Genomic DNA, 16220 nt, shown 5'->3' with positions numbered 1-16220 from the left:
CATGCGCATCCTGACCCTGAACCCCGGTTCGTCCAGCATGAAGGTGTCGCTGGTCGAGGACGGCGAGTCGGTGCACGCCGAGACGTGGGCCGCCGCGGAAGCGGTTTCGGACGAACGCGCGGTGCGGGAGGCGATCGAGCGCTGGGGACGCCCGCAGGCGATCGCCGTGCGGTTCGTGCACGGTGGCTCACGCCCCGGTCCCGCGTTGGTCGACAGCGAACTGCTGCGGCAGCTGGAGCGGCTTGGCACCCTCGCGCCGCTGCACCAGCCGCTGTCGGTGGACATCGCCCGGCTGGTCCGCGCCGCACTACCCGACCTGCCGGTCGTCGCCTGCTTCGACACCGCGTTCCACAGTGGACTCCCCGAGGCCGCGTCCCGCTACGCGCTCCCACGCGCGTGGACGGCGCAGAACAGGTTGCGCCGCTACGGTTTCCACGGGCTGTCGTGTCAGTACTCCGCACGCCGGTGCGCCGAGCTGCTCGCGGCGTCCGACGTGCAGATGCTGTGCTGCCACCTCGGCGCGGGCGTGTCGGTGACGGCGATCCGGAACGGCCGCAGCGTCGACACCTCCATGGGCTTCACGCCGCTGGAAGGCGCGGTGATGGCCACGCGGTCTGGCTCGGTGGATCCCGGGCTGCTGCTGCACGTCCTCACGACCGGGGAGGCGGATGTCGACAGCCTGGCGGACACGCTGTACCACCGCTCGGGCCTGGCGGGGATGACCGGAACGAGCGGGGACCTGCGCGAGGTGCTGGCGGTACGGGCGGCGGGGGAGGACTCGGCGGAGACCGCGGTCGCGGTCTACCTGCACCGGCTCCGGCGCGAGATCGGAGCCGCGGTGACGAGCCTGGACCGGCTCGACGCGGTCGTGTTCACCGGCGGCGTCTCCGAGCACCAGCCCGGGCTCGTCGGCGAGCTGGTGGACGGTCTTGGCGTGCTGGGGCTGCGGACCGACCCGGCGCGGCTCGCGGGCAGTGGCGACAGGGTGATCAGCCCGCCGGAGGCGCCGGTGACGCTGTTCGCGGTGACCGCGCGGGAGGACCTGGAACTGGCCCGCGAAGCGGCGGCCCTGCTGGGGGCGACGGCGCCGGCGTGAGGCTCACGCCGGTCAGGGACTTCGAAGTTGTCGCGCTCCGTCCCGGCTGTCAACGGCGACTTGGGACGCGACGGCGGTGAACGCTGTGACGTCGCGACCGTCCACGCGGCTTGGTGCGCGCGGCCCGGCGGACCGGGTGCCTCCGGAGGTAGTGCAGCACACATTTCCCGCCATCGATGGCAATCAGCTCGCCTGCCAGCAACAACGTGTCTTGGCGGGCTCATCGTGAGGCCGAGGGACCGGCCTGATCTCGATGCTACTCATCGCGTCCGAGTCTAAATGTGCTGCAGCAGCTCGCCCAGCTCGGCGATCGACAGGTGCTTGTTGTGCTGCCGCGGCGCCTGGGGCCGTTCGGGTCGCGGGTGGACGTCGGTGGCCTTGAGGCCGAGCATGTCCAGGAGCTCGACCAGGTCTTCGGCATCCTTCGCGTGACCCGCAACGGTCCGCACCGCTCTCGCACGGCGTTCCGGTTCGGGCATGCGCGGACTGGTGCTCGCCATCGCCGGTCCTTTCAGGACAGTCGCTGTGCGGACTCGGCGGTGAGGACGACCACGGGGCAGTGAGCGTGGCGCACGCACTGCGTCGCGACGCTGCCGAGCAACAGCTCTGTGACCATCCGGGCGCCGTGTGAGCCGACGACCAGCAGGTCGGCCGCGCTGGATTCCTTGATCAGCTCGGTGGCCGGGTCGCCGTCGGCGACGAGGTCCTCGACGAGCGGCGGGTTCTCGATGTTCTGCAGCGTCTTCCGCACGCTCTCCCGGAGCAGGCCGGCGTAGTCCTCGTCCTGGGCCACTGGTCGGCGGCCGTGCGGCTGGATGGCGTACGACGTCCCGGGCAGCAGTTCGTCCCGTGCGCGCACGAGCACCGCGCGGACCTCGCCGCGGTCCGCGGCGGCCTCGCCGACCGCCCAGCGCAGCGCGGCCTCGCTCTGCGGGGAACCGTCGACACCGACGACGATCTTTCGCTTGCGCGCCATGGCTTCCTCCCTTTCCGGTTCGCCACCAGCCTGCGCGCCGCGGGCACGGGGCGGGAGAGGCGAAGGTCATGCCGGGAGGCCTCGTCCCAGAGGACTTCGGGCCCTCGTCCCCGCTTCCGCGCGTGGTGACGCTGGCAGCAACGTCGCCCGGAACACCAGGAGGAGCACGATGGCCGTCGTCAAGGATCTGGGAGAGCTCCGCGCCGTGGACGCCGAATCCGCGGGCGGGAAAGGCGCCAACCTGGGTGAGCTCGCCTCGGCGGGGTTCCCCGTCCCGCCCGGCTTCACGGTGCTGCGGGAGGGGTACTGGGCCGCGATGGAGTACAGCGGGATCCGCGAGGACCTGGCCCGCCTGCACGCCGAGACGCTCGCCGCCGCCGACGACTCCGACCGGCTGACCGAGAACTGCGCGCAGATGCAGAAGATGGTGCGCGGGGCGGCGCTGTCACCCGGGGCACGGGACGAGGTCGTGGCCGCCTACGCCCGCCTCGGCGAGGACGTGCCCGTCGCGGTGCGCTCCTCGGCGACCGGGGAGGACGGCGCCGACGCCTCGTTCGCCGGGATGAACGCGACCTTCACCAACACCACAGGGGAAACCGCCGTGCTGGAACGGCTCGTGGACTGCTGGGCGTCGGCGTTCTCGCCGCGCGTCGTGGCGTACCGAGCCGAGCGGGACTTCACCGGTGAACCCGCCATCGCCGTGGTGGTGCAGCGGATGGTGCGCGCCGAGCGCGCCGGGGTGATCTTCACCGCCGACCCCCGCACCGGCGACCGGGACCGGCTGGTCGTCGAAGCGGTGTTCGGGCAGGGCGAGACGCTCGTCAGCGGGTCGGTGGAACCCGACTCGTACGTCGTGGCCAAGGGCGAGCTGCACGTCGAGGACGTCCGGATCGGCGACAAGAAGTACAAGATCGTGCGCGGGCCCGACGGGCGGGACGCCCGGGTGGACCTGCCCGAGCCCGCCGCGCACCGCCGCGTCCTCGGCGACGAGACCGTCCTGGAGCTGGCGCGCCTCGCCGTCCGCGTCGAGGACCACTACGGCTGTCCCCAGGACATGGAGTGGGCGATCGACAACGGCGGCGCGGTGTTCCTGGTGCAGACCCGGCCGATCACCACGCTGCCGGCCGGTCCGTCCACGCCTGGCGAGCCGATCCTGCGCGGCCTGGCCGCGTCGCCCGGTCTCGCCGGAGGTGCCGTGCGCGTGCTGACCAGTCCCGAGCAGGGCAAGCAGCTGCGCGACGGGGAGATCCTCGTCGCCCCGATGACCAACCCGGACTGGGTGCCGGCGATCCGCCGTGCCGCCGCGCTGGTGACCGACGGCGGCGGCATGACCTGTCACGCCGCGATCGTCGCCAGGGAGCTCGGCGTGCCCTGCGTCGTGGGCACCGAGCGGGCGACTGAACTGCTCACCGACGGCCAGCTCGTCACGGTCGACGGCGGGACAGGAGAGATCACCGCCGGAGCCCGGCGAACACCAGCGCGCACCCAGCCGGTGACGGTCGAGGTCTCGGCCGCCGTCGAAGCCATCGCAACCCGGATGTACGTCAACCTCGCCATGCCGGAGCAGGCCGAGCACGCCGCGGCCCTGCCCGGAGTCGACGGGGTGGGGCTGCTGCGCGCGGAGTTCATGCTCACCGAGGCGTTGGGAGGACGGCATCCGCGCGACCTGCTCGCGCACGGCGAGCAGCAGTCCTTTGTGGACGAAATGACCGAGTACCTGCTGAAGATCACCGAGCCGTTCGCACCGCGGCCCGTGGTCTACCGGGCGACGGATCTGCGCAGCAACGAGTTCCGGGGCCTCGTGGGCGGAACGGCCTACGAGCCGGAGGAGCACAACCCGATGATCGGCTACCGCGGCTGCTACCGCTACGTCCGCCAGCCCGACCTCTTCGCGCTGGAGCTGGAGGTGCTGGCACGCGTGCGTGAGCAGACGCCGAACCTGCATCTGATGATCCCGTTCGTGCGCACCAAGTGGGAGCTGGAGGAGTGCCTGCGGCTGGTCGACGCGAGCCCGCTCGGGCGCCAGCGCGGGCTGCACCGCTGGGTCATGGCCGAGGTGCCCTCGGTGCTGTACTGGCTCCCGGAGTACGTCGGGCTCGGCGTCGACGGGGTGTCCATCGGCAGCAACGACCTGACGCAGCTGATGCTCGGCGTCGACCGTGACTCGACCGAGTGCGCGGAGCTGTTCGACGAGGCCGATCCGGCGGTGCTCGACGCGATCGGCGGCATCGTGTCCAAGGCCCGGGCGCTGGGCATCACCTCGTCGCTGTGCGGGCAGGCCCCGTCGAACCGGCCGGAGTTCGCCGACCACCTGGTGCGGGCGGGCATCACGTCGATCTCGGTCAACCCGGACGCGGTGGCGGCGGCCCGTGGCGTGATCGCCTCGGCGGAGCGGCGCGTGGTGCTCGAACACGCGCAGGGGTTGCGGTAGGTACGCCATGAGCGGTAAGCGCTTTCTCATCGTCGGTGTGGACGGATCGGCTTCGGCCACCGCCGCGTTGCGGTGGGCGATGCGCTACGCGGCCGCCACCGGCACGGAGGTGGTGGCCGTGACCGCCTGTGCGTCTCCGCCCGCGGTCGGCGGCAGCCGCCTGGCGCTGGACGAACTGGTGGGACAGACGCGGCCGCCGGCCGTGACCGTGGGTACGCGGGCGGTCGTGGGCGATCCCGCTCAGGTGCTCCTCGCGGCCGCGGAGGACGCGGACCTGCTGGTGCTCGGCAGCCACGGGCACGGCCTGGGGCTGCACGCGCTGCTGGGCTCGGTGAGCGCCCAGTGCCTGCGGTTCGCGTCCTGCCCGGTGGTCATCCTGCCGGTGCGGTGTGCCGGCCGGACCGCTCGCGACGGCGCCGTCAGCCTGGAGGCGAAGTGAGCCGGGCGGTCGCCTCGGCGATGCCGTCGCTGATCACCCGCGCACCGTGCACCGACGCCAGCAGCTCGGCCACCGGACGGTTGTCGGCCAGGTACAGCGCGGTGAACCCGGTGAACCCCCGCGCCTGGGCCGCCTCGGCGAGCATCCGCAGGAGCGCGCTCGCCAAGCCGTTGCCGCGCCAGCCGGGAGCGACCACGACGGCGACCTCGGCGACACCAGGCGCACCGGTGGCTTCGTAACGCGCGACCGCCACACCCTTTCCGGCGGGGTCGCGGGCGACGAGCGCGAAGCGGCGGACGTAGTCGAGCTCGGTCAGGTACCGCAGCAGCTCGGGGGTGACCTTCGGCGGCGTGCCGCAGAAGCGCCGGTACAGCGTCTCGGAGTCGGCGTGCCGCAGCGCGTCGCCGAGCTCCTCGGCGTCGCCGGCCGTCAACGGCGCGATCACGACTTCGCGCCCGTCGCGCAGGCGCAGCGACCGCCGGAACCCGGTCGGCGGCTCAGGCTCATTTCCGTGCACCGCCCGAGTGTGGCGTGCGCGGACGGTGGCGGGAAAGGTCGTTGGTCCCCGGGATCCGGGCAGAACGGCCACAGTGGTGATCGCCGGGGACGCGGGACCGTTGCCGCATGCAGACAGTCGACGCCACGGCGGGCTTCCACGCGCTGACCGTCCGCGAGAGCGCCGAGCACCTCGGCACCGACCCCAGCGGGGGCTTGACCGCGAGCCAGGTGCGGGATCGTGCGGGCCGGTACGGCCCGAACGCACTGGAGCCCCCGCCCGGCCACGGGGTGCTGTGGCGGCTGGTGTCGCAGGTCCGCGATCCGCTCGTGTACGTGCTGCTGGTCGCGGGAGTGGTCACGGCGGTCTTCGGCGGCTACCCGGACGCGGCGGTGATCGCCGGGGTGGTCGTGCTCAACGCGGTGATCGGCTACGTCCAGGAGTCCCGCGCTCGGCGGGCGCTCGACGCGCTCGCCCGGATGGTGCGCACCCACGCCACGGTCGTCCGCGACGGGCTGGCCGCGCGGGTGCCCGCCGAGGACCTGGTGCCCGGCGACGTGCTGGAACTCGCTGCGGGGGACCAGGTTCCCGCGGACGTGCGGATCGTCGAGGCGCATCTGTTCGAGGTGGACGAGTCGGCGCTGACCGGCGAGTCGCTGCCGGTCGCGAAGACGACGGGGGAACTGCCGCCGGCCACCGCGCTCGCGGACCGGGTGAACACGGCCCACTCGGGGACCATGGTGACGCGGGGATCCGCGCGTGCGCTGGTCACCGCCACCGGCGCGGCCACCCAGCTCGGGGCCGTCCAGCGGATGGTGGCCACCGCCGGCCCGGTGGCCACGCCGTTGACGCGCAAGCTCGCGGGCTTCTCGAAACAGCTGAGTGTCGGCATTGTGGTGATCGCGGTGCTCACGTTCGCCGTGGGGCTCGTGCGCGGCACGGGCGTCGCGGAGATGTTCACCGCCGCGGTCGCGCTCGCGGTCGGGGCGATTCCCGAGGGGCTGCCGGCGGCGGTGTCGATCGTGCTCGCGATCGGCGTGGTGCGGATGTCGAGGCGCCGCTCGGTGGTGCGCAACCTGCCCGCGGTGGAGACCCTGGGCGGTACCACGGTGATCTGCACCGACAAGACCGGCACTCTCACGCTGAACCGCATGACGGTGACCGCGGTGGCCGCTGGAGGCCGCACCGTGGACGCGGGGAACCTGCCGGACGACCCGGCGGTCCGGGAGTGCCTGACGGCCGGGGTCGTGTGCAACGAGGCGGCACTGTCCCGCGTGGACGGTCTCTGGAGCGCCCAGGGCGATCCGACCGAGACGGCCCTCGTGCCGGCCGCCGAGCGCGCCGGACTGGACCCGGCGGAGCTGAGGGCCCGGCACCCGCGGGTGGACCTCGTGCCGTTCGAACCGGAGCGGCGGCTGATGGCCACAGCGCACGCGGGCGGAGTCGGCTACGCGAAGGGCGCGGTGGAAGAGATCCTCGCCCGGTGCGACCGGGAGCTGCGCGCCGATGGCTCCACCGGGCCGCTGGACGCGGCAGCGGCCCACCGGCTCCAGCGGGAGTTCGCCGAGCGGGGCCTGCGGGTGCTGGCGTTCGCCCGGTTCCGGTCCGGTGAGGAGCCGCTCGCCGCGCTCGTCGACCGCGGCGGCTGGACCTTCCTGGGCCTGCAGGCGATGCAGGACCCGCCCCGGCCGGAGGTGGCCGGCGCGATCGCCGCCTGTCACAGTGCGGGCATCGCGGTCAAGATGATCACCGGGGACCACGCGGGCACCGCCCGCGCGATCGGCAGGGCGGTGGGCCTGGCGGACGAGCCGGTGGTGCTCACCGGTGCGGGGCTCGACGAGCTGACGGACGGGGAACTACCCGCCGCGGCAGCGCGCACGACCGTGTTCGCACGCGTGTCGCCGGGCCAGAAACTCCGGCTGGTCAAGGCTTTCCAGGGCGCGGGTCACATCGTCGCGATGACCGGCGACGGGGTCAACGACGCGCCCGCGTTGCGCCGGGCGGACATCGGGGTCGCGATGGGCCGCGGCGGCACGGACGCGGCCCGCGACGCCGCGGACATGGTGCTGACCGACGACGACTTCGCCGCCATCGAGTCCGCGGTCGAGGAGGGGCGCGGGGTGTTCGACAACCTGCGCAAGTTCCTGGCGTGGACGCTGCCCACCAACATCGGCGAGGGCATGGTGATCCTGGCGGCGGTCCTGCTGGGCGCGACGCTGCCGATCGTGCCGGTGCAGATCCTGTGGATCAACATGACCACCGCGGTGTTCCTCGGGCTGACCCTCGCCTTCGAGCCGAAGGAACCGGGCCTCATGACGCGCCCGCCCCGCCCGCCGGACCGGCCGCTGTTCACGCCGGCCCTGTTCCGCCGCGTGGGCCTGATCTCGCTCCTGCTGGTGGTGGCCGCCTTCGCCGCGTACCGGTGGGAGCTCGGCGGCGGCGCGTCCGTGGCGCAGGCGCGCACGGTGGCGATCAACCTGTTCGTGGCCGTGCAGATCGGCTACCTGTTCAGCTGCCGGTCGCTGGAGCACCCGGTGGTGCGGGCCTGGCCGCGCGGGAACCGGATGCTCGCCGTGGGCATCGGCATCACCGTGGGGCTGCAGGTGCTGTTCACCTACCTGCCCGCCATGAACACGATCTTCCACACGGCGCCGATCGGGGCCGGCGCATGGCTGCGGATCCTCGCGGCCGCCGTGCTCGCGTTCGCGGTTGTCGAGGCGGACAAGCTGCTGTGGATCCGGCTGAGGCGCTACACCGCCGGAACGCCGGGGACGCGGCGGCGGCCGAACCGCAGGTAGGCCAGCGGTCCCGCGAAGTTCACGGCGATCGCGAACGCCCACACCGTCTTCGAGCCGCGCACCGCGGCCGCGGGCCGCCGGGACAGGTCCCACCAGGCGAACCCGGCGAGTCCGAACTGCACGAGCGCGGCCCCGGCCAGCGCGGAGACCTGCGGGGCGCTGAGCTTGCGGTGAGTCATGCGGCGAGACTGCCACCCGCCGTTGCGCCGGCGAAGGGCACAAGGTCGCTCCACGCGGGGACGTGCTCCCCTGTGCCGGGCTCGCGGGTGCTTCGACAGTGGGGGCATGAGCAGACTCGACTGGCACAGCGACACCCGGCGGCACGCCTGGCTCGCCTCGTTCACCGGCCTGATCGCGATCCTCGCCTACGCCGGCGCGGTCGCGGTGGCGACCGGAGTGCTCGGGCCCGGGGTCGAGGCGCGGTTGCCCTTCGAGAGCCCGGTCTTCGCCGGGGTGGCGCTGGCGGTGGTCGTCGGCGTGCCGATGACCGTCGTCACCACCCTCGGTCTCCGCGGTGACGCCCGGACCAGTGCCGCGGCGGTGGTCGCGGGCGCACTGTTGATCGCGTGGATCGCCGTCGAGGTGGGGTTCGTGCGTACCTACAGCTGGCTGCAGCCGGTGTTCGCGTTCGCCGGGGTCGCGGTCCTGCACACCGGGCTGCAGGGACTCCGGGGAGTCCGCAGGTGAAACTCTCGTGGGAAGCCCGGCTGCTCATCGCGGTGGCCTCGTTGCTGGCGGCGGGCGGCTTCGCGCGCCTGGCCGGCCCGGTGCCCGCGGACGTGCTGTGGGCGGTGGCTGACGCGCTCGCCCTCGTTCCGGCTGTGTGGTGGGTGGCCGCCGATCTGCGGGCGCACCGGTGGGGCGCCGACCTGCTGGCGGTGCTGGCGCTGGCGGGCACGCTCGCGGTCGGCGAGTTCCTGGCGGGCGCGATCATCGCGGCCATGGTGGCCACCGGCCGCCTGCTGGAGTCCGCAGCGCAGCGGCGGGCGGGGCGTGACCTGTCGGCGCTGCTGGAGCGGGCGCCGAGCCAGGCGCACCGCCGTCGCGGCCATGAGCTGGAAACCGTGCCGGTGGGGCGGATAGCCGTCGGCGACCGCGTGGTGGTGCTGCCCGGCGAGGTCGTGCCCGTCGACGCGACGCTGCTCGGTGACAGCGCCTTCGACGAGTCGGCGCTCACCGGGGAGGCGGCCGCCGTCGCGCGGCGCAGCGGGGACCCGGTGCGCAGCGGCGTGGTGAACGCCGGAGCGGCCGTGGACCTGCGCGTCACCGCCACGGCGGAGGCCAGTACCTACGCGGGCGTGGTCCGGCTCGCCGAGCAGGCCGCCGCCGGAACGGCACCGGTCGCGCGCCTGGCCGACCGGATCGCGATGTGGTTCCTGCCGCTGTCGGTGCTGATCGCCGCGGCCGCGTGGGCCCTCACCGGGGACCCCGGGCGTGCCGTGGCCGTCCTCGTGACGGCCACGCCGTGCCCGCTGCTGCTGGCCGTGCCGGTTGCGGTCACCAGCGGGATGTCGCTGGCCTCGCGGGCCGGTGTGGTGCTCAAGGACGGCGCGGCGCTGGAGCTGCTGGGGCAGGCGCGGCGGTTGGCGATGGACAAGACCGGCACGGTCACCGAGGGACGGCCGGAGGTCCTCGCGGTCGTGTGCGCGCCGGGGGTCACCGCGGGACAGGTGCTGGCCGAAGCCGCCGGGGTCGAGCGGTACTCCCCGCACGTACTGGCCACCGCGGTCACGCGAGCGGCCCGGCGGGCCAACGTCGTCGCGGCGCAAGCGGAATCGGTGACCGAGGAACCCGGGCGCGGCGCGCACGGGACGGTCGGCGGGCACCTCGTCCACGTGGGAAAGCTGGGTTCCGCCGCCGACCTGCCCCCGTGGGCGCGCAACGCGATGCGGCGGGGAAGTCTCGATCTGGCGTCGCTGGTGTGGGTCACACGAGACGGGGTGCCAACGGCGGCGTTGCTCGTGCGGGACCAGGTTCGCCGCGACGCCGCCCGGACGCTGCGGCGGCTGCGCGCGGCCGGGCTCGCGCACGTCGTGCTGCTGACCGGCGACCGGGTGGACAACGCGGGGGAGGTGGCTGGGCTCATCGGGGTCGACGAGGTCCAGGCCGATGCCACGCCCGCGCAGAAGATCGAGCGGGTCCGGGCCGAACACGAGCGCGACGTCACGGTCATGGTGGGCGACGGTGTCAACGACGCACCCGCGCTCGCGGCAGCGGACGTCGGCATCGCACTGGGGTCGCGAGGATCGACCGCGGCCGCGCAGGCCGCCGACGCGGTGATCCTCGACGACCGCATCGACCGGCTCGCGGACGTCATCGAGATCGCTCGCCGCACGCGACGGCTGGCCGTGCAGAGCGCGGGAGCCGGGACCGTGCTGTCGCTGCTGGCCATGGCGGCCGCGGCCTTCGGCTGGCTCGTGCCGGTCGCCGGCGCGGTCGTGCAGGAGGCCATCGACGTGGCGGTCATCCTCAACGCACTGCGGGCCCTGCACCGCCGCCGTCCGCGCACCGGCCCGGACGAGCTGCTGCACCGGTTCTCCGGTGAGCACGCAGGACTTGTGCCGGTCCGCGCCGCGGTCCGCCAGGCCGCCGACGCGCTGGCCGAAGGCGCGGGCCCGGCGGCGGACGCGGCGGTGCGGGAGGCGCACCGGATGCTGGTGGCGGAGCTGCTGCCGCACGAGCGCGCGGAGGAGTCGGAGCTGTACCCGGCACTGACCCCGGTACTCGGCGGCCCGGAGGGCACCGTCACGATGAGCCGCTCCCACGCCGAAATCGAGCGGCTGGTGCGCAGGCTCGGCAGGCACCTGGCGGCGGGGCCGATCCAGCCGGATCAGGTCGACGATCTGCGGGCCACCCTGTACGGCCTGGATGCCGTGCTGACCCTGCACTTCGCCCAGGAGGAAGAGGCGTACTTCACGCTCGCGCGGGAGTGAGGGGTCACCGCTTCCCGGCACGTTCCCGGAGCGACTCGACGTAGTCCGTACGCAACACGCGGCGAGAACGTGGGCGCTTCCCGGCGTTGATGTCGCGCACGTACTGCGCGAGCCGTTGCGGGTTCTTGCCCGACCAGCCGTTGGCGAGCGCCCGGCCCTGCATCGCCTCGCCGTCCATCGGAACGCCGGCGTCGTGCAGTGCGAGCAGGGTGCCGACGACCATGTCCTTCTCGAAACCCGCGGAAATGGTGTTGCTGTGGTTGATCGTCTTGGTGAGGCTCTTCATCTCTGATCGCTTCGTGATCCTGAGCCAGGACGCAGAGCGCGCGGATGCGATGGCCGCTGTGCTGCGTCAGCTGCCCGATGTCGTCCATGTCCGGCCACGCCATCAGCACCGGACCAGTGCCCCGGACGGACCCGCCGCCCCTGCCGGTCACGTGCACGACGTCGGAGTACCGGGCGACGAACTGCTGCAGCGGCGTGCAGTTCCGCAGGTTGGACTTGAGGTAGGTCCACACGGTGAGCGCGTCGCCGTCCCGCAGGTGCTCGCAGCACCAGTCGATCGCGGCGTCCACCCCTTCGTCGTCGTAGCTGGCGACAGCCTTCGGGTAGTCCGCGTCGCGTTCGAACATGTCTGCTCCAGGTTGATCGGCAGTGACAGCCCGACGCTAGCCCCACCCACCGACAGAAAGGACCACGTGTCCGGCTTCACCTCGTCGGTGCCAGTGCGCCTTCCCGCGCCAAGGCCTCGAGGACCGCCCCGCCGTCCACGGTTTCGTGGGTCATCAGCTCGGCGGCGAGGTTGTCGAGCGCCGGGCGGTGCGCGGTGAGCAGCGCGACCGCTCGCTTCTCCGCCTCCCGCAGCAGGCGCGCGACCTCCTCGTCGATGACGCGCTGTGTCTCCTCCGAGTACCGGTGCCCTGCCGCTCCCGGCGCACCGGGCAGGTAGGCCGCCTCGGTCGCCGGGTAGCCGATCGGCCCCAGCGCGGGGGACAGGCCGAACTCGGTCACCATCTTCGTGGCGAGGTCGGTCGCGCCCGACAGGTCGTTCGCGGCACCGGTGGAGCCCTGGCCGAACGCGACCAGCTCGGCCGCGCGGCCACCGAGCCGCACCGCGAGCAGGTCCTTCAGGTAGGCCTCGTTGTAGAGGTGCCGTTCGGCTTCGGGCAGCTGCTCGGTCGCGCCGAGCGCCATGCCGGCGGGCAGGATCGTCACCTTCTCGACCGGATCGGCGTGCTCGCACAACGCCGCGACGAGCGCGTGCCCCGATTCGTGCACGGCGACGGAGTGGCGTTCCTCGGGCAGCAGGGCGTTGGAGGTCTCGCGGCGCCCGAGCAGGACCCGGTCGCGGGCGGCGCCGAGGTCGTCGCGGGTGATGAGGGTGCGGTTGTCCCGGACGGCGTTGATCGCGCCCTCGTTGACGAGGTTCGCCAGGTCCGCCCCGGAGAAACCGGGTGTGCCACGGGCGATCAGCTGCAGGTCCACGTCGGGGGCGAGGTGCTTGTCCGCCACGTGCACCGCGAGGATCGCGGCGCGCTCGGCCTGGTTCGGCAGGGGCACGGTGACCTGCCGGTCGAACCGGCCCGGCCGCAGCAGCGCCGCGTCCAGTGTCTCGGGACGGTTCGTGGCCGCCAGTACCACGATGCCGCTGCTCTGGTCGAAACCGTCCATCTCGGCCAGCAGCTGGTTGAGGGTCTGTTCGCGTTCGTCGTGCCCGCCCACACCGCCGATCCCGCGGCGGCTGCCGACCGCGTCGATCTCGTCGATGAAGATGATCGACGGCGCGCGGTCGCGGGCCTCGGTGAACAGGTCCCGTACGCGGGACGCGCCGACGCCGACGAACATCTCCACGAAGGCCGAGCCGGTGACCGACAGGAACGGCACGCTGGCCTCGCCCGCCACCGCGCGGGCGAGCAGTGTCTTGCCGGTGCCCGGCGGCCCGACCATGATCACCCCGCGGGGGCCCTTCGCACCGGCGGCGGCGTAGCGCTCGGGGTTGCGCAGGAAGTCGACGACCTCGCTGACTTCCTGCTTCACACCTTCGTATCCGGCGACGTCGGCGAACCGGGTCGTGGGCCGCTCCGCTTCGATGATCTTCGCCTTGGACCGGCCGAACCCGCCAAGGCCCCCGGCCAGTGAGCGTTGCGCGTTGCGCCCGGCCCAGGCGATGAACGCGATGAGCAGCACCACCGGTACGAGTCCGATGAGGACGGCCAGCCAGGCGGAGCCCGACGAGGAGACCTTGCCCGTGACCTGAACTCCGTGCGCCTGCAGCTTCTGCTCCAGCTGCGTGTCGCCGAGCGCGGTGGGGAGCTGACTGGTGAACTTCGAGTCGTCGGAGTAGGTGCCGCCGACCGAACCGTGATCGTCGATCTCGACCGCCTTGACCTGCCCGGAGTCCACTTTGGTCACCAGCTCGGTGTAGGACAGCGAGGGCGTGGTACCCGCCGAACTGGTCAGGATGCTGGGCAGGAACAGCAGGAACATCACGGCCAGCAGACCGAGCGAGACCAGCCACGTCCGCCACACCGGGGGCTTGGGCGGCTCCGGTTTCGGCACGGGATCCGGCGGCGGCCCGGACTGGGCGGTTCGCGACATGGGCCTTCCTTTCGTCGGCTTCCAGGAGACCGCACGCCGGCACGGCGGCAGCAGCGGCGAAAGTCCTCCACCGCGATGCCTGAAGTCTCTCCTTCCGCTTGTGGCGCCGCGCCTAGCTTCGGTGACCGAGGAACGAGGAGGAGCCCATGCGAACGTTGACCGTCGGAGCGGTGATGACGAGGGACCCGTACGTGGTCTCACCCGAGGCCGAATTCAAGGATGTCGCGGTGTTGCTGGCGCAACGCGAGATCAGTGCCGTCCCCGTCGTAGGCGACGACGGCACCCTGCTGGGCGTGGTGTCCGAGGCCGACCTGCTGCCCAAGGAGGAGTACGCCGGGGACCAGGAGCCGCCGTCCGGCTTCGCCCGGTCCCGCACCAAGGCAGCGTGGCACAAGGCCGGTGCTGTGCGGGCGCGTGAGCTGATGACCGCACCGGCGCAGACGGTGGACGTCGGCGAACCCCTGCCCGCGGTCGCCCGCAGGCTGGGCGGCGGTGGGTTGCGGCGGTTGTTCGTGCTGGAAAACGGAAAGCTCGTCGGCGTGGTGGCCCGGCGCGACCTGCTCGGGGTCTTCCTCCGCCCGGACGAGCAGATCAAGGCGGACGTCGAGACCGAGGTGTTCGGCAAAGCACTGGGGGCCGCGCCGGGCTGTTACAGCGTGACGGTGCACCACGGCGAGGTCATGTTGCTGGGCCGGCTGGAATACCGCAGTTCGGCCGCGGCAGCCGGGTCCCTGACCGCCTCGGTGCCCGGGGTGGTCGAGGTGTGCAACCGGCTCGGGTACGTGTGGGACGACGGGCGCTGAAACCGCGGAAGGTGCCGCCGGGAAGCCCCGACGGCACCTTCCGCGGTCAGTCCAGGTAGGCCAGCGCCTGGGTGAGGGAATCCCGTTCCGTGCCGGCGGTGAAGACGACGTGCGCGTCGGGCCACGGGTGCACGTGGGTCGCCATGTGCCGCGCGATCCGGGGCGTGGCGTCGGAGATCCCGCCCTTCCGTGAGGCGAGCCGCGTGGACGTCGTCGCCTCCGGCGCCCAGCAGCGCAACGGCTTCAGGCGGCTGTGGGTCCGGGTGCCCAGTGCCGCGGCTACGGCACGGTGCTCGGCGGAGTTCCACGACGCGTCCAGGACGACCGTCTCACCCATCGCCAGCAGGCGTTCGGCGCGCCGGACGAGTTCGTCGTAGGTCCGTTTCGTGTGCTCCGGCGAGTAGATGCCCCGCTCGTACTCGGCGGCGGCGCTCTGCTCGGCGGGCAGGCCGGCCAGCTCCTTGCGCACACGGTCGCTGCGCAGCACCGTCGCGCCGAGGTGGTCGGCGAGCGCACCGGCCAGGGTGGACTTCCCGGACGCCGGGAGCCCGCCGACGAGGATCAGCCGCACCACGCCCTGGCGCAGGTGCCGCAGCGCGATGTCCGCGTAGTCGCGCGCCAGCTGCGCCGACGCGTCGTCGCCCTGCTGGTGGCGCAGGCACGCGACCTTCACCCGGACGAACGCCCGGTAGGCCAGGAAGTGGTGGCGCAACGCGGATGGTGCCGGGTCGCCGGAGAACTCGGCGTAGTGGTCCAGCAGCGACCGCCCGAGCTCGCGTGCGCCCAGCCGCTCGAGGTCCATGGCGAGGAACGCGACGTCGTCGAGCGCGTCCACCCAGCGCAGGTGGTCGTCGAACTCCAGGCAGTCGAGGATCTGGGGGCCTTCGTCCAGGCAGAAGATGTCGTCCGCGAGCAGGTCCCCGTGCCCGTCGACGACACGTCCGGTGTTCACCCGGTGCTCGAACAACGCCTCTCGCCCCGCGAGGAACTCCTCGGTCCGCTGCTCGATTTCGGCCGCGATGTCCGCGTCCAGCACCGGTCCGTGGAAAGGCCGGACCTGGGCGAAACTGGCGCGCCACCGGGCGCGGATGGCGTCCCGGGTGCCCTGCGCGGAGACCTCCGGACCACGCTGCGCCCGGTCGTGGAACCGTGCCAGAACGCGGGCGAGGTCGCGGACCGTGCCCGCCAGGGGTGCGCCTTCGCGCACCAGCGTGGCCAGCCTGCGGTCGTCGGGCATCCGCCGCATCACGACGAGGTGGTCGCACACCTGACCGTCCGGCCCGGTGACGTCCGCGACGCCGAGGTAGGCGTCCGGGGCGAGCCGGCGGTTGAGGGTGACCTCCTTGTGGCACACCCGTTCCCGGGTCTCGCGGCGGGTGAAGTCGAGGAAGCCGAGGTCCACGGGCTTTTTGAGCTTGTAGGCGCGGTCGCCGACGAGGAACACCGAGCCGATGTGGGTCTCGCGCACCGCAGCCCAGTGGCCGGTGGTGCGGGAGGTCAGGGCGCTGACGGTCATGGCCCGAGCGTTCCGCCGGACCCGGCGGGCGGGGAAGGGCACTACGTCATGGTCGCCGGGGCCGGCAGTCCCTAGCCCCGGTTCCGGCCCGGGCGGAGCCTGGGGGTGTGACAGAGCAGACCTACCGGCACACG

General features: G+C 72.9%; 14 protein-coding genes. 7 read left to right on the top strand and 7 right to left on the bottom strand.

Annotated elements, in window-relative coordinates:
• The first annotated feature begins 1 nt into the window (after window position 1).
• Window positions 2-1096, top strand: coding sequence for an acetate/propionate family kinase (locus BMZ92_RS03740; protein WP_091504206.1), 1095 nt, complete (start codon window positions 2-4; stop codon window positions 1094-1096).
• Between the two features lie 275 nt (window positions 1097-1371).
• Here BMZ92_RS03740 and BMZ92_RS03735 read toward each other — a convergent pair whose 3' ends face one another.
• Both BMZ92_RS03735 and BMZ92_RS03730 read right to left on the bottom strand, forming a co-directional pair.
• Window positions 1372-1596, bottom strand: coding sequence for a hypothetical protein (locus tag BMZ92_RS03735; protein ID WP_091504205.1), 225 nt, complete (start codon window positions 1594-1596; stop codon window positions 1372-1374).
• Window positions 1597-1607: 11 nt separating this feature from the next.
• Window positions 1608-2072 carry a universal stress protein gene (locus BMZ92_RS03730; RefSeq protein WP_091504204.1) on the bottom strand — a complete coding sequence of 155 codons (465 nt, stop codon included), beginning with the start codon at window positions 2070-2072 and terminating at the stop codon, window positions 1608-1610.
• A gap of 169 nt (window positions 2073-2241) precedes the next feature.
• Here BMZ92_RS03730 and ppsA point away from each other — a divergent pair, with 169 nt between their 5' ends.
• Together ppsA and BMZ92_RS03720 are read left to right on the top strand one after the other, a co-directional pair.
• Window positions 2242-4503: a phosphoenolpyruvate synthase gene (gene ppsA / locus BMZ92_RS03725; RefSeq protein ID WP_091504203.1), complete on the top strand. Its 2262-nt coding sequence runs from the start codon at window positions 2242-2244 to the stop codon at window positions 4501-4503.
• Between the two features lie 7 nt (window positions 4504-4510).
• Window positions 4511-4942: a universal stress protein gene (locus tag BMZ92_RS03720; RefSeq protein WP_091504202.1), complete on the top strand. Its 432-nt coding sequence runs from the start codon at window positions 4511-4513 to the stop codon at window positions 4940-4942.
• Here BMZ92_RS03720 and BMZ92_RS03715 read toward each other — a convergent pair.
• Window positions 4923-5459 (bottom strand): GNAT family N-acetyltransferase, encoded by a 537-nt coding sequence (locus tag BMZ92_RS03715; protein ID WP_091504201.1) that lies wholly within the window; start codon window positions 5457-5459, stop codon window positions 4923-4925. The genes BMZ92_RS03720 and BMZ92_RS03715 overlap by 20 nt on opposite strands.
• A 107-nt stretch (window positions 5460-5566) precedes the next feature.
• Between BMZ92_RS03715 and BMZ92_RS03710 the strand changes: the two genes are divergently transcribed.
• A complete protein-coding gene (locus tag BMZ92_RS03710) occupies window positions 5567-8236 on the top strand; it encodes a cation-translocating P-type ATPase (RefSeq protein WP_091504200.1) in 2670 nt (889 codons plus the stop codon).
• Here the strand turns inward: BMZ92_RS03710 and BMZ92_RS03705 are convergent.
• Window positions 8188-8415, bottom strand: a complete 228-nt coding sequence (locus tag BMZ92_RS03705) for a PLDc N-terminal domain-containing protein (RefSeq protein ID WP_091504199.1) — start codon at window positions 8413-8415, stop codon at window positions 8188-8190. The genes BMZ92_RS03710 and BMZ92_RS03705 overlap by 49 nt on opposite strands.
• A 106-nt stretch (window positions 8416-8521) precedes the next feature.
• Between BMZ92_RS03705 and BMZ92_RS03700 the strand changes: the two genes are divergently transcribed.
• Entirely contained in the window at window positions 8522-8923 is a 402-nt protein-coding gene (locus tag BMZ92_RS03700) for a hypothetical protein (protein ID WP_091504198.1), read from the top strand.
• Window positions 8920-11169 (top strand): heavy metal translocating P-type ATPase, encoded by a 2250-nt coding sequence (locus BMZ92_RS03695; RefSeq protein WP_091504197.1) that lies wholly within the window; start codon window positions 8920-8922, stop codon window positions 11167-11169. The genes BMZ92_RS03700 and BMZ92_RS03695 overlap by 4 nt, the downstream gene beginning before the upstream one ends.
• A gap of 4 nt (window positions 11170-11173) precedes the next feature.
• On the opposite strand, the gene BMZ92_RS03690 is transcribed toward BMZ92_RS03695, so the two are convergent.
• Complete coding sequence (locus BMZ92_RS03690; protein ID WP_091504196.1) at window positions 11174-11455, bottom strand: hypothetical protein; 282 nt, start codon at window positions 11453-11455, stop codon at window positions 11174-11176.
• Window positions 11456-11877: 422 nt separating this feature from the next.
• Window positions 11878-13767 (bottom strand): ATP-dependent zinc metalloprotease FtsH, encoded by a 1890-nt coding sequence (ftsH, locus tag BMZ92_RS03685; protein WP_091504195.1) that lies wholly within the window; start codon window positions 13765-13767, stop codon window positions 11878-11880.
• A 146-nt stretch (window positions 13768-13913) separates the two neighbouring features.
• On the opposite strand from ftsH, the gene BMZ92_RS03680 reads away from it, so the two are divergent.
• Window positions 13914-14570 (top strand): CBS domain-containing protein, encoded by a 657-nt coding sequence (locus BMZ92_RS03680; protein ID WP_177228520.1) that lies wholly within the window; start codon window positions 13914-13916, stop codon window positions 14568-14570.
• Window positions 14571-14616: 46 nt separating this feature from the next.
• Here the strand turns inward: BMZ92_RS03680 and BMZ92_RS03675 are convergent, their stop codons facing one another.
• A complete protein-coding gene (locus BMZ92_RS03675) occupies window positions 14617-16086 on the bottom strand; it encodes a bifunctional aminoglycoside phosphotransferase/ATP-binding protein (RefSeq protein ID WP_091504194.1) in 1470 nt (489 codons plus the stop codon).
• Window positions 16087-16220 lie beyond the last annotated feature (134 nt).

It is taken from the genome of Amycolatopsis sacchari (assembly GCF_900114035.1).
Taxonomy (GTDB): Bacteria; Actinomycetota; Actinomycetes; order Mycobacteriales; family Pseudonocardiaceae; genus Amycolatopsis_E; species Amycolatopsis_E sacchari.
This window is presented reverse-complemented; position numbering and strand designations above follow the sequence as displayed.

Excerpts from the sequence above, each read along its gene's own strand:
- BMZ92_RS03700 (WP_091504198.1), top strand. The coding sequence starts at position 8,522 with ATGAGCAGACTCGACTGGCACAGCGACACCCGGCGGCACGCCTGGCTC.
- BMZ92_RS03720 (WP_091504202.1), top strand. The coding sequence starts at position 4,511 with ATGAGCGGTAAGCGCTTTCTCATCGTCGGTGTGGACGGATCGGCTTCG.
- BMZ92_RS03705 (WP_091504199.1), bottom strand. The coding sequence starts at position 8,415 with ATGACTCACCGCAAGCTCAGCGCCCCGCAGGTCTCCGCGCTGGCCGGG.
- BMZ92_RS03735 (WP_091504205.1), bottom strand. The coding sequence starts at position 1,596 with ATGGCGAGCACCAGTCCGCGCATGCCCGAACCGGAACGCCGTGCGAGA.
- BMZ92_RS03675 (WP_091504194.1), bottom strand. The coding sequence starts at position 16,086 with ATGACCGTCAGCGCCCTGACCTCCCGCACCACCGGCCACTGGGCTGCG.
- BMZ92_RS03710 (WP_091504200.1), top strand. The coding sequence starts at position 5,567 with ATGCAGACAGTCGACGCCACGGCGGGCTTCCACGCGCTGACCGTCCGC.
- ppsA (WP_091504203.1), top strand. The coding sequence starts at position 2,242 with ATGGCCGTCGTCAAGGATCTGGGAGAGCTCCGCGCCGTGGACGCCGAA.
- ftsH (WP_091504195.1), bottom strand. The coding sequence starts at position 13,767 with ATGTCGCGAACCGCCCAGTCCGGGCCGCCGCCGGATCCCGTGCCGAAA.
- BMZ92_RS03680 (WP_177228520.1), top strand. The coding sequence starts at position 13,914 with ATGCGAACGTTGACCGTCGGAGCGGTGATGACGAGGGACCCGTACGTG.
- BMZ92_RS03740 (WP_091504206.1), top strand. The coding sequence starts at position 2 with ATGCGCATCCTGACCCTGAACCCCGGTTCGTCCAGCATGAAGGTGTCG.
- BMZ92_RS03730 (WP_091504204.1), bottom strand. The coding sequence starts at position 2,072 with ATGGCGCGCAAGCGAAAGATCGTCGTCGGTGTCGACGGTTCCCCGCAG.
- BMZ92_RS03690 (WP_091504196.1), bottom strand. The coding sequence starts at position 11,455 with ATGAAGAGCCTCACCAAGACGATCAACCACAGCAACACCATTTCCGCG.